The organism is Pseudoalteromonas sp. SR41-1 (assembly GCF_014164015.1).
GTDB lineage: Bacteria > Pseudomonadota > Gammaproteobacteria > Enterobacterales > Alteromonadaceae > Pseudoalteromonas > Pseudoalteromonas distincta.
Window position 1 is genome coordinate 38,814 of record NZ_JACJEK010000020.1, and the last position, 12,098, is coordinate 50,911.

Sequence of the window (12,098 nt, forward strand, 5' to 3'; positions counted from 1 at the left end):
TGGCTTTTCAATTGTTTATTTAAGCTTATGACCTAATTTTGTTCGTCACGCATAAATACCGGCTCAAGCTCTTTAACTGTTGCCTCAGGGCTAAAGTAATAACCCGCCACAGTAAACTCTTTAAGTTGGCTTAATTGCGTTACTTTATTTTCGATAATGTAGCGCGCCATCATGCCGCGTGCTTTTTTAGCGTAAAAGCTAATTACCTTGTATTGACCGTTTTTACAGTCTTTAAAGTGTGGGGTAATAATTTGTGCATTTAATGCTTTTTTATCTACCGCTTTAAAGTATTCGTTTGAAGCAAGGTTAACTAAGTATTGCGCGTCTTGTGCTTTTAATACGTCGTTTAGTTTGTTCGCTATTACGCTGCCCCAAAACTCGTATAAGTTTTTGCCACGCGAGTTTTCAAGCTTGGTGCCCATTTCAAGACGGTAAGCTTGCATTAAATCAAGTGGTTTTAATAAGCCGTATAAGCCAGAAAGGATACGTAAATGGTTTTGTGCGTAATCAAGCTCGCTAGCTTTAAGCGTGCTTGCATCTAAACCGCCGTATACATCGCCATTAAAGGCAAGCACTGCTTGTTTAGCATTACTTTGTGTAAACGGCTGCGCCCACTCGCTAAAGCGTGCTGCGTTAAGCCCAGATAGCTTATCGCTAATTTTCATTAAACTACCAATTTGCGCTGGTGTTAGTTCACGGCATACTTTCATGAGCTCTTCGCTGTGCTCTAGTAATTCAGGCTGAGTGAACTTGTCTGTTGCGGGTGGCGTTTCGTAATCAAGATTTTTTGCAGGTGAAATAACAGTGATCATAGTTAGCTATTGACTTGTAATTTATTTAGTGTCAATTTCAACATTAAATGAAACGAAAAGCACGTTTTGTTTAAATAAATCCTCTCTTAATAACCCATGCATTGCCGTTTTTCTATTGATAAGGACATAAGACCTATCAAGCATTGTCACACTGTTGCAGTATGGATTGTATATATTAAGAGTGATTAGATTTTTCTTTTAACTTGCTTGGAATGAGGAAAGCAAATGACTTCAGCTCTACAAAGGCTAAAACAACATTCATCTATCGTAGCCGACACTGGTGATATTGAAGCTATTAAAAAGCATCAACCAGAAGATGCAACTACAAACCCGTCGCTTTTATTAAAAGCGAGCGAGATTGAAGCATATAAGCCTTACCTAGATAAAGCTTGGAGCTATGCAAAAGAAACCGAGCAAGAGCCAGCTAAACAACTTGAACTAGCATGCGATTACTTTGCCGTGTTACTTGGTAAAGAAATTAGTGAGATTGTACCTGGTTATATTTCTACTGAAGTAGATGCACGCCTTTCGTTTAATACGCAAGCGACTATTGATAAAGCACATACCCTACTTAGCCTTTACGAAAAAGAAGGTGTAAGCAAAGATAAAATTTTAATCAAAGTAGCGTCTACGTGGGAAGGCATTAAAGCCGCTGAGCAGCTAGAAAAAGAAGGTACTAAATGTAACCTTACTTTACTATTTAGCGATGCCCAAGCTCGCGCATGTGCCGATGCAAACGTATTTCTAATTTCGCCATTTGTTGGTCGTATTTTAGATTGGCATGTTGCTAACGGTATGGAAAAACCAACCGATCCGCTACAAGATCCAGGTGTTCAGTCTGTACGCAGCATTTTTGAATTTTACAAACGCCATGATTACAAAACAGTTGTGATGGGTGCAAGTTTCCGTAATACAGGCGAAATTATTGCTCTTACTGGTTGCGACAAGCTAACTATTAGCCCTAATCTTTTAGAAGATTTAGGTAACCTTGAAGGCGCACAGGAATACTTGCTAGAAACAGATATTCCTAAAGAGCCAAAACCAGAGCCACTTACAGAAGCGCAGTTCCGTTGGTTACATAACCAAGATGCTATGGCTACTGAAAAACTAGCTGAAGGTATTCGCTCTTTTGCTGATGCACAAGAACAACTAGAAGCGCGTTTTAAAGCAATGTAATTTGCTATAATCGTGTTTTAGAAAACGTCGCAATAGCGGCGTTTTTTTATGCCTAAAATAGGCTACTTCTCTATTTAACCTTCATATAATCTTCGTATAAACCTTCATCAATTAATCACACTTATGTAACATAACTGTCACTTTTTTATTCTATTTTACCTAGGCCTGTGGTATAGGTATTCTTGAGGTCAATAAAATCAATAGGAGAAGTTCATGGATAGCCTAAACGATATATTAGAGATATTAGAAGGACCAGATACAACAAGAAAAACCTCTCAGAAAAATAAAAAAAGAAAATGGCGTGAAATAGAAGCAATAAAAGACAAACAGCGCCTACGTAAAGAACTACAAGAACTAGACTACTTTACAGACAGTATTGCAATTGATGAGCTCGATTTTTAATTCAATACGCCCCAACTAAACAAAAAGGCTTCCAGAATCTGGAAGCCTTTTTTAATGATTTAAACAATTTGAGTTCTTTAGAATAAATTAGATTTGCCAGTTAATTGGCTTATTTTTTTTGGCTTGCAATAACTCATTCGTTTGTGAGAAATGCTTACAACCAAAAAAGCCTCTATGCGCCGAAAGCGGCGATGGGTGCGGCCCTTTTAAAATATGATGGCGAGCGCTATCTATGTCTTTACCTTTTTTTTGTGCATGTGCCCCCCATAAAATAAATACCACACCTTCGCAGTGCTTATTAATATGGGCAATTACATTATCGGTAAATAGCTCCCATCCTAAATGCTTATGTGAATGCGCTTGCCCTTGCTCAACGGTCAATACTGTATTGAGTAAAAACACGCCCTGATCTGCCCAGCTTTGCAGGTAACCATGCTCAGGAATAATAAACCCGCTGATATCGACAGCTAACTCTTTGTACATATTTTTAAGCGACGGTGGCAGTTTTTTTACATCAGGCAATACCGAAAAACACAAGCCATGCGCTTGCCCTTCCCCGTGGTATGGGTCTTGTCCTAAAATTACAACGCGGATGTCATTAAGTGCGGTGGCATCAAAAGCACTAAATACTTGAGCTTCAGGCGGGTAAACAGCAACACCTTCATTGCGGCGATTAGCCACATACTCTAACGTTTGCTGCATGTAAGGTTGCTGTAATTCACTTTCTAAAAATGTAGCCCAATTGCTCATTGCGTACTCTTAATCTGTTTACGTGATGCGTCTATTTTAACACACATATCCGCGAGTCCATCTAGCATGCGCGGGGTAAAACGATGTAATAAATCGGCATTTACGCTAATAAATTGATCATTTTTAACTGCCGGTACTTCTGGCCACTTTTGCCAATTAACAACCGGCTGTGGTGTTTTTGATTTTTCATCAGGGATAATAATAACTTGTGGCTTAGTAACAATAACATTTTCGATACTAATTTGCGGATAATCTGTAACGCTATCGGCAAATACATTACTTACATGGCATGTTTCAATCAGCTGATTTATCCATGTGTTTTTACCTACCGTCATCATGGGCTCAGCCCATAACTGATAAAATCCGGTAATATTTTTTTTATCTTGCTGGCTTTTAATAATCGCGTTTAGTTTTTGTGTAAATGCGCTTGCCGCTTGTTGGCTTTGCTCAATATTCCCTGTAAATTCACCAAAAGTAAGTAACTCGTCGGCTACACCAGCGATTGTGACGGGGTTACTCAAATACACTTTTATACCTAAACGCTCTATTTGGGCTAAATCTTCGCTTTGATTTCCGCTTTTCCACGCAATAACTAAATCAGGTTTAAGCGCTAACACTTTTTCAAGCGAGATGCCGTAATAACCCCCTATGCGCTCAATACTTTGGGCTTCACTTGGGTAGTCGGCGTAATCAACCGTGCCCACAATATTATCGCCCGCCCCTATGGCAAATAGGTTTTCGACAATGTGCGGTGCAAGCGCGATTATTCGCAGTTTTTTAGAATCATTAGCCAGCTCTGCAAGTGCACTGCCCGATACACAAAAAAGCAGCACCCCAATAAAAAACGCTTTAAACATTAGTAATCAAACCCTTCGAGCGCTTTTATGCCTGAGTCGAATGCATGTTTTACATTACGCACTTCACTTACTGTGTCGGCAAGGTCGGTTAAAGTACGATGTGCTGCACGCCCTGTAATAATAACTGACTGCATGGGTGGGCGGTTATTAAGGGCTGTTACTACTTCATCTAAATCAACGTAGCCGTAAGTCACCATATACGTAAGCTCATCAAGTAATACTAAATCAATACTGCTATCAGCAAGCATACGTTTTGACTCTTGCCATGTTGCTTGGGCGGCTGCAGTATCGGCTTCTTTATTTTGCGTATCCCAAGTAAAACCGGTGTTCATTACAACAAACTCAACACCTGCACTTTGTAATAAATTACGCTCGCCACATTCCCACGTACCTTTAATATATTGGCAAACGGCTGCTTTTTTACCATGTCCAACGCAGCGTGCTACAACGCCAAAGCCTGAGGTTGATTTACCTTTACCATTACCGGTAATTACCTGAAAAATACCTTTTACATCTTGTGCGGCGGCAACACGTGCATCCACTTGTTCTTTTACTTTTTGTTGGCGCTGCTTATGCTTATCGTTGTTTTGTTCAGTCATTATTGTGCCCTTCATAAATCGAGATAATTTGCTGTATGTTTAAATGCGTTTCGCACATGGTTGCTAATCGTTCTAACTGCTGCTCGCGGTGAGCGGCAATACTAATTGGGTTAATTGAGGCGCTTGGTTTTACCCATTTTAAAATTTGCGATGTAGCATCGGCTTCATCAAATAAGCCATGTAAATAAGTGCCCGCAATGGCGTTATCATCGCTAATAAAGCCATCAAACGTAAAGCCATGTGGGTGGCTTTCATCAAAGGTTAAAAATGGCTTATTAAGCGCCGCACCTTGGCTAATCCCTGCATGTATTTCGTAACCACTACAGGGTGTTGATTGGTTATTTAAAAGCAGTGTAGCGGTTATTGTAGTTAATACTTTTTGTGTTGTTAGCGTGGTTTCAAAATCGCACAGAGCAAGCCCATTTACTTGCTTTAATGATGACTCAATACCCTCGGGATCGTTAAGCGTATTGCCCAGCATTTGCATGCCGCCACAAATGCCAAGTACTTTACCACCATAGCGTAAGTGGCGTTTAATTTGAGTCTCCCAGCCTTCATTTTTCAAAAAGGTTAAATCGCCCAGCACGTTTTTACTGCCTGGAAGAATTATCAGATCAACGTCTGGGATCGTTTGCGTATGGCGCACGTAATTTATACTAATGTTTGGGTGCAAACGCAGTGCGTCAAAATCGGTGTGGTTACTAATGTGGGGTACAAGCAGCACTGCAATATTAATTGTGGCGTTAGTTACGTTATTATCAATTGCGACGGCGTCTTCAGCATCAAGCGCAAGGTCGTGTAAATAAGGTAATACGCCAAGTACGGGTTTGTTTGTGTATTCTTCAAGCCAATCAAGCCCGCCTTGCAGCAAACCTATATCGCCTCTAAAGCGGTTTATAACAAAACCCTTTACGCGCGCTTGTTCTGACTCGCTTAACAACGCAAGCGTACCTACCAAGTGTGCAAATACGCCGCCTTTATCAATATCAGCAATTATAATTACTGGGCAATCTACCTCTTCGGCGTAGCCCATATTAGCAATATCGTTTTCACGCAGATTTATTTCAGCAGGGCTCCCAGCCCCTTCAACAAGGAGTAATTCAAAGCGTTTAGCTAAGCGGTTATGTGAAGTAATTACTGCATCCATCGCCACTTTTTTATAGTCGTGATATTTGCCCGCTTCCATATTACTAACGGCTTTTCCGTGAATAATTACTTGTGCGCCCGTGTCGCTATTAGGCTTAAGTAATATAGGGTTAAAGTCTATTTCTGGCTCTACTTTAGCTGCTATTGCTTGCAAAGCTTGCGCACGACCAATTTCGCCGCCATCTTTTGTTACTGCGCTATTAAGTGCCATATTTTGTGGTTTAAAAGGCGCAACCTTTACCCCTCGCTTAGCAAACACCCTGCAAAGGGCAGCAACTAAAGTGCTTTTACCAGCATCTGATGTAGTGCCTTGCACCATTAAGGTTTTCATGGAATTACACCCTTCGCTTTCTAAAAAACAATAGACTCAAAAAGAACACGCTACCAATAGCTGCAGTAATAACACCTACGGGCAGTTCTTGGTTTTTCAGCAATGAGCGCGAAAGTACATCAACCCACACCATAAATGTACCGCCCACCAAGCTGGTTACCAGTAAGCCAGCGATGGTGCCTTGGGATATAAAAAAGCGCACAATATGCGGCACCATTAATCCTACAAACCCAATACCACCACACATAGCCACCAGCACAGCGGTAATTAATGAGCTTAAAACCAGCATAAGTATTCTAAAGCGCTGAACCCTCACACCTAATGTAATTGCGCTTTCATCGCCCAGTAACATAGCATTTAGCTGCCTTCTAAAGCTCAGCATTACAAACGTACACAATGTAATTACCAATAAAGGCAACCAAAGCGTAGCCCACTGCGCACGCGAAAAGCTGCCCAGTGTCCAAAATAAAATAGCGGCTACCGCCTGAGGGTCGCTCCAATAAAGCAGCAAGCTGGTAAATGCACTAAATAAAAACGACAGAGCAACACCAGCTAATAACATTGATTCTACCTGTGCACTTTGCTGCCTACCTGCAATAAGTATTAATAAACTCATAGCGAGTAAGCTACCTAATAACGCTGCTGCCGATAACATAAAACCTGCGCTAATACCTGCAAATGCCATAAGTAACACCACGCCAAATGAGGCACCCGACGATATACCAAATAAGTAAGGATCGGCTAAAGGGTTACGCGTTACCGTTTGTAAAATAAGCCCCGCAATTGCTAAGCCAGAGCCGGCTAAAAAGGCGAGTAATGTGCGTGGCATTCTTAGTTCAAAAATAATACGCGAATTAAAAGACGCATCATTTGAGAGTAAAAAGCTATTAAATACATCTTGAAGTGAGGTCTCTGCTGCGCCAAAACTAAGTGCTGCAAATAAGCTAAATAAAGCAGCTGCAGCACTGATAAATAGCGCAAGTGATTGGCGAGTATTAACTGCGATCATATTATTCGTAACCATAAAAGTAAGTGATATGAGGGATGCTATTTCCCGACTCCGATATTTGCGGGTGGTTATTTACTTGAGCGCAGACACCAAAAACGTCGCCTAGCATGTTTTCGGTTAATACCTCACTTGGCGTGCCTGTATGTGTAATTTCACCATTTTTAATAACCACTAGTTCATCGCACATTGCAGAAGCTAAGTTTAAATCGTGAAACGATGCAAACACCGTTACACCCAACGATTTAGCAAGCTCCATTACCTGTATTTGGTATTTAACATCTAAATGGCTAGTTGGTTCGTCCATTATTAACAACTGAGGTTGCTGAACTATGGCGCGGGCTATCAAGGCACGTTGCTTTTCACCACCCGAAAGTGACTCAAAGCTTTGATCGATATGATCTGCCAACCCTACAGTGTTGATAGCTTGGGTAATTTTTTGTTTATCAATGTTAGTTACTGAGCTAAATAGCGATTTATGAGGCGTTAGCCCAAGTGCAATAACATCAAATACGCTTAAGTTAAATTGCGACGGGGTTTCTTGTAAAACAACCGCTACTTTTTTTGCGTACTCATCGCTTTTTAGCTGCCAAATATCGGTGTTGTTAAACTCTACAACGCCATCACTGGGTTTATTAAAACGATATAAACAACGCAATAAGCTCGATTTACCTGCGCCATTAGGTCCAATTAAACCAACAAATTTACCTTCGTGTATTGTAAGGTTTATTTTTTTGAGGATCGTTTTATTGCCAATACCCCACGATACGTTTTTAACGTTTAGTAATGGTATATTTAATGGCGTTTGAGTGTGCAATAGTCAGTCCTAGACGGGATTAAACTCACTAAAATGCGATAAAAATACTAATGCACTACAAGAAAAAATGAGTAAACCCGCTCGTTAAAAGAATTTATACCAATTGCACTAAATTAGTGATTTATTATAGCGACAAAGAAATAGCTTAATAACAAAGCGGAAATTATGACATATACTTGTTCTATATGAATAATTTTTAACGAAGTTAGTAAGTTATTTAATTCGCTAGAAAGATCATGTTTTTAATAAAATTGGTATTATACCATTTGTATCTGACTTAAAGCTTTGCGCTAATTACAGTTGCGGGAACAGTCGAGGACTCGCACCTCATTCCAAATGAAGCTCTATTATGGGCGGCTAAGTAAATAATTTAAAGCAAAAAAAACCGCACTCAAAAGAGCGCGGTTAAAAAGGGAGTGTTTTAACTAATTTAGCGAATAGTTAAAACTTGTATTCCATACCTAAGCCTACGTAGTCTTGGTCAACGTTGTTGTCCATGTCGAAGCTTGAGTAAAAGCCAAATACTTTAATGTTTTTATTTAATTTGTGATCAAGACCAACTGATATTGCTGACTTATCGTCGCTGTCGTCAAAGTCCATGTCTTGGTATTGCAATTTAAATGTGTTGTTACCCATGCTGTAAGCTGCATTTAATAGATAACCATCCGCTTCTGCGCTGCCGTCAACTTTTTCTTGTGTTTGGTACATTGCACCTAACTTAAAGTTTTCAACTTTACCTTGGATTGACGCGCGTAATACATCGTAGCCATTTACTTCACTATCGGCTGCGATAGAGGCATATACTGCGCTCTTTTTAAGTGCCACGTCACCGTAAGTAACCGCCATTGAGTAACCGTTATCAGCGTCTACATCATCTTCAGCTACAAAAGTAGCAAGTACTTTAAAACCTTCGTATGAGTTTGATGAATAACTAACAGTATTCCCTAAACGGTTTTCACCTTTAAATACATTTTTAATATCGCCTTCAAGGTCGTTAAACAAGTCTAACTTACCTTGAGATTGTTTAAGCGCAGTATCGTTACGACCAATAACCACTTGGCCAAACGCACCTTTTAAACCAACGTATTGGTTACGCGCAGAAATATTGTCGTCGTTATCGCCTTTTGAATCAGCATCAGACACATCAACTTGAAACTCAAACTTATATACCGCTTCTAAACTATCATTTATTTTTTCAGAACCTTTAACACCAAGACGAGATGCATTACTTTTTATCTCAGTAAAAGATCCTTCGCCGTCATCAGATGATTGCACTGTTACATTCGCTTTACCGTAAATGTCTACATCGGCAAGTGCATTAAAAGATAAACCACTTAATAGTGCTAAGCATAAGCTCGATTTTACAAATTTCATGTTATTTCCTTGGATAATCACAAAAGACTAATTTTTAAAACTGCTGCATTTTGTCACCGCTAAATGACAGTAATATTACAATGGAAATATTAATGTCTTTTTTTATTAATAAAAATGCATTAAATTTGAAATCAAAATAACATGAAAGCCTAATAAACGGCCGAACTTACTTACTTTTCTTTAATGACAAGCTTGGGGTCATTTGCGATAGTAAATTAACTAAGGTTTCTATTAACTCTTTTTGCTCGTTGTCTCTGTGATACGCTATAAACACGTCTCGCGAGGTATTTTCTACATCTTTAACATGAAACAGTTCACCTTTTTCTAAATGCCCTTCTACCAATACTTGAGGTATAAATGCACTGCCGCCACATTGCAGTATTAAATCAAGTGCAATACGTCCTGTGCTGGTTCTAAAATAAGGCGGTGTTTTACCGGTAAACTGACGCGCATGCCAAAGTGAAAAAGTAGTTCCCCAATCAACATATACATACTGATTATCAAAAAAGTTTTCGTTCGTTGCAGTGTCGTATCCGCTTACGGGAATGATTGGCAACTCACAGATTCGCTCTACCACTAGCTCGTCTACTTTTGGTGGATCAAACAATATTGCCAAATCAAGCGTGCGTTCTAATAACAGCCGAGTGCTTTCTTGTTGTGCTTTAACTTCTGCGACTAATGACACGCCCGGCATCGCCGATACAATATTTGTTATACCAAACTGTAAAAAAGCATCCCAAATATTAGGCGTTCCTGCTAAGCTAATTTGCTTATGCATATTATCGGCAAGCGCAACATCCACTTTGGCGCGTTGCATGCCCGTAATAATCATTTGTGCATGGGGTAATAAGCGCTCGCCAGGTGCTGTAAGTTGAATGTTATTACGCTGGCGAATAAACAAATTAACACCAAGCCCTTGCTCTAATTGGCGAATTCTAAAGCTCACTGCAGACTGCGTAATATAAAGGTTTTCGGCCGCTTTACCAAAGTGACGCGTACGCACTACCTCAACGAATGTTTTTAATAAATCGATATCCAATTTTTTATCCTCACGATAAAAATAATTTGTTTAATAAATTGCCAAACTTGCATCATACTCCAGCTAATTACTAAGGTATGAGGATAAAGCTATGAGCAATAACATTTCATTACTACGCCAAGCATTTGTTAGCCAACGTCAATTTTATGATGATCAAAACTTTCCACGAGGCTTTAGCCGCAGCGGAAACTTCACCTTATTAGAAGCCAGCATACTTGAACAACACGGAGTTGTTTTAAAAGGCTTATACAGTAAAACAATTGAGCCGCAAAACGAACACCAAGAACAGTTTGTAGCAGTCGTAACTGGCTCACAAGAACCTACCAACCCAATCGAACGAGCTTGGGTAAAATACTTAAAACTAACGACCTGCAAAACTAAGTTTCATACTTTATTTGGCCGTTCAAAAATGTCGAGCCCGGCGCCGATTAGCCAAGAGTATTATTCAGAAGCGGATAATCTGTAAGTATTTAAGTTATTTGCTTTTTTGCGTTTTAACAGTTACAACTTGTATAAGCAAATATTTTTGCAAAATATATATAGGGTTGTTCCGTGACGCGAAAAATACTAATAGTTGAAGATACACCTGCCATGGCGCGAGTGCAAAAGCACATCGCGCTTAAGGCTGGTTATGAAGTTGATATAGCTGAGTCATTAGCGCAAACAAAAGAGCTTATAAGTAAAAATAGCTATTTTTGCGCTGTAGTTGACTTTATATTACCTGATGCCCCATTAGGTGAGGCTGTACCTTGTACTATTAATGCAGACATTCCAACTATTGTAATGACGGGCAATATTGATAAAAAAACTCGCGACACTGTAGAAAAATACCCAATCATCGATTACATCATTAAAGAAAATAAACAAGCTTATCAGTACCTCGAAAAACAGTTACAGCGCCTGCCTCGCAACGAAAATGTAAAAGTACTCGTTGTTGACGACTCTAAATCGACCCGACGATACATTTGTAGTTTATTAGTGCGCCATAAGTATCAAATTATTGAAGCGCAAGACGGACAAGAAGCGTTAAACCTCCTTGAAGCTTCACCTGATATTTCAGTTATTATTACTGATAATGAAATGCCCAACATGAATGGCGATGAACTATGTAGCGAGATTCGCCGCTTATATAGCAATGATGAAAAGGCTATTATTGGTATTTCGGGTTCTGACTCTGTAGGGCTTTCTAGTTTATTTTTAAAAAATGGCGCAAACGATTATTTGCACAAACCTTTTAATAGCGAAGAGTTTTACTGCAGGCTTAGTCAAAACGTCGATATGTTAGACCTTATAGCCACCATAAGGCGACAAGCCAACACAGATTATTTAACTAATTTACCAAATCGTCGTTACTTTTTTGAAGAAGCTGAAAAATCATTAAAGCAAATAAAACATACTAAAGGTGACGGTGCTTTAGCTATGCTTGATATTGATCACTTTAAATCAATTAACGATACATACGGACACGATGTTGGCGACGAAGTATTAAAAGGACTCTCTATTTGCTTCAGTAAATACTTTAAAAAGCACTTAGTAGCGCGCTTAGGTGGTGAAGAGTTTGCAGTTTATTTTATAGATGCAGATAAACAAGAAGCCCTTAAACGCCTTGAAGGCTTTAGGTATTTTATAGAAATGAATAGCCAAGAGTTTAGTAAAGCTAAAATAAAATTCACCATTTCTATTGGCTTTGCAAACGGGCCTGTTTATCAAATTGATGAACTTTTAAAACAGGCCGACTTAAAGCTTTACGACGCTAAAGAATCTGGTCGTAATAAAGTAGTTAGTTAAC

General features: G+C 39.4%; 13 protein-coding genes and 1 riboswitch. Of the genes, 4 read left to right on the plus strand and 9 right to left on the minus strand.

Features of this window, described 5'->3' with window-relative positions:
* Positions 1-32: 32 nt before the first annotated feature.
* The gene (gene yaaA / locus H5118_RS16385) at positions 33-812 is read right to left on the minus strand and encodes a peroxide stress protein YaaA (protein ID WP_002961399.1); all 780 of its coding nucleotides are present in this window, start codon (positions 810-812) and stop codon (positions 33-35) included.
* Between the two features lie 225 nt (positions 813-1,037).
* Between yaaA and tal the strand changes: the two genes are divergently transcribed.
* Both tal and H5118_RS16395 read left to right on the plus strand, forming a co-directional pair.
* Positions 1,038-1,988, plus strand: coding sequence for a transaldolase (tal, locus tag H5118_RS16390; RefSeq protein WP_002961397.1), 951 nt, complete (start codon positions 1,038-1,040; stop codon positions 1,986-1,988).
* A 213-nt stretch (positions 1,989-2,201) separates the two neighbouring features.
* Positions 2,202-2,390 carry a DUF3545 family protein gene (locus H5118_RS16395; RefSeq protein ID WP_002961395.1) on the plus strand — a complete coding sequence of 63 codons (189 nt, stop codon included), beginning with the start codon at positions 2,202-2,204 and terminating at the stop codon, positions 2,388-2,390.
* Between the two features lie 87 nt (positions 2,391-2,477).
* Here the strand turns inward: H5118_RS16395 and ung are convergent, their stop codons facing one another.
* The 8 genes from ung to H5118_RS16435 form a co-directional block, all read right to left on the minus strand.
* Positions 2,478-3,140, minus strand: coding sequence for a uracil-DNA glycosylase (gene ung, locus H5118_RS16400; RefSeq protein ID WP_182695436.1), 663 nt, complete (start codon positions 3,138-3,140; stop codon positions 2,478-2,480).
* The gene (locus H5118_RS16405) at positions 3,137-3,997 is read right to left on the minus strand and encodes a cobalamin-binding protein (RefSeq protein WP_182749526.1); all 861 of its coding nucleotides are present in this window, start codon (positions 3,995-3,997) and stop codon (positions 3,137-3,139) included. Before H5118_RS16405 ends, ung begins: the two co-directional genes overlap by 4 nt.
* Positions 3,997-4,596 carry a cob(I)yrinic acid a,c-diamide adenosyltransferase gene (gene cobO / locus H5118_RS16410; RefSeq protein WP_024604202.1) on the minus strand — a complete coding sequence of 200 codons (600 nt, stop codon included), beginning with the start codon at positions 4,594-4,596 and terminating at the stop codon, positions 3,997-3,999. Before cobO ends, H5118_RS16405 begins: the two co-directional genes overlap by 1 nt.
* Positions 4,589-6,073, minus strand: a complete 1,485-nt coding sequence (locus H5118_RS16415; protein WP_182749527.1) for a cobyric acid synthase — start codon at positions 6,071-6,073, stop codon at positions 4,589-4,591. Before H5118_RS16415 ends, cobO begins: the two co-directional genes overlap by 8 nt.
* A gap of 4 nt (positions 6,074-6,077) precedes the next feature.
* Complete coding sequence (locus tag H5118_RS16420) at positions 6,078-7,082, minus strand: iron ABC transporter permease (RefSeq protein WP_182749528.1); 1,005 nt, start codon at positions 7,080-7,082, stop codon at positions 6,078-6,080.
* A 1-nt stretch (position 7,083) separates the two neighbouring features.
* Entirely contained in the window at positions 7,084-7,896 is an 813-nt protein-coding gene (locus H5118_RS16425) for an ABC transporter ATP-binding protein (RefSeq protein ID WP_182749529.1), read from the minus strand.
* Positions 7,897-8,141: 245 nt separating this feature from the next.
* Positions 8,142-8,276, minus strand: a riboswitch (cobalamin riboswitch).
* A 61-nt stretch (positions 8,277-8,337) separates the two neighbouring features.
* Positions 8,338-9,270, minus strand: a complete 933-nt coding sequence (locus H5118_RS16430) for a porin (RefSeq protein WP_182694193.1) — start codon at positions 9,268-9,270, stop codon at positions 8,338-8,340.
* 166 nt (positions 9,271-9,436) lie between these two features.
* A complete protein-coding gene (locus H5118_RS16435) occupies positions 9,437-10,309 on the minus strand; it encodes a LysR family transcriptional regulator (RefSeq protein WP_024596245.1) in 873 nt (290 codons plus the stop codon).
* 91 nt (positions 10,310-10,400) lie between these two features.
* Here H5118_RS16435 and H5118_RS16440 point away from each other — a divergent pair, with 91 nt between their 5' ends.
* Both H5118_RS16440 and H5118_RS16445 read left to right on the plus strand, forming a co-directional pair.
* Positions 10,401-10,775 carry a DUF413 domain-containing protein gene (locus tag H5118_RS16440; RefSeq protein ID WP_024596244.1) on the plus strand — a complete coding sequence of 125 codons (375 nt, stop codon included), beginning with the start codon at positions 10,401-10,403 and terminating at the stop codon, positions 10,773-10,775.
* An 86-nt stretch (positions 10,776-10,861) separates the two neighbouring features.
* Positions 10,862-12,097 (plus strand): response regulator, encoded by a 1,236-nt coding sequence (locus H5118_RS16445; RefSeq protein WP_182749530.1) that lies wholly within the window; start codon positions 10,862-10,864, stop codon positions 12,095-12,097.
* Position 12,098: the final 1 nt, after the last annotated feature.

What these genes read in the sequence shown, in the direction of transcription:
- H5118_RS16405 (WP_182749526.1), bottom strand. Translation starts at nt 3,997, where the DNA reads ATGTTTAAAGCGTTTTTTATTGGGGTGCTGCTTTTTTGTGTATCGGGC.
- ung (WP_182695436.1), bottom strand. Translation starts at nt 3,140, where the DNA reads ATGAGCAATTGGGCTACATTTTTAGAAAGTGAATTACAGCAACCTTAC.
- yaaA (WP_002961399.1), bottom strand. Translation starts at nt 812, where the DNA reads ATGATCACTGTTATTTCACCTGCAAAAAATCTTGATTACGAAACGCCA.
- tal (WP_002961397.1), top strand. Translation starts at nt 1,038, where the DNA reads ATGACTTCAGCTCTACAAAGGCTAAAACAACATTCATCTATCGTAGCC.
- H5118_RS16420 (WP_182749528.1), bottom strand. Translation starts at nt 7,082, where the DNA reads ATGATCGCAGTTAATACTCGCCAATCACTTGCGCTATTTATCAGTGCT.
- H5118_RS16395 (WP_002961395.1), top strand. Translation starts at nt 2,202, where the DNA reads ATGGATAGCCTAAACGATATATTAGAGATATTAGAAGGACCAGATACA.
- cobO (WP_024604202.1), bottom strand. Translation starts at nt 4,596, where the DNA reads ATGACTGAACAAAACAACGATAAGCATAAGCAGCGCCAACAAAAAGTA.
- H5118_RS16415 (WP_182749527.1), bottom strand. Translation starts at nt 6,073, where the DNA reads ATGAAAACCTTAATGGTGCAAGGCACTACATCAGATGCTGGTAAAAGC.
- H5118_RS16430 (WP_182694193.1), bottom strand. Translation starts at nt 9,270, where the DNA reads ATGAAATTTGTAAAATCGAGCTTATGCTTAGCACTATTAAGTGGTTTA.
- H5118_RS16440 (WP_024596244.1), top strand. Translation starts at nt 10,401, where the DNA reads ATGAGCAATAACATTTCATTACTACGCCAAGCATTTGTTAGCCAACGT.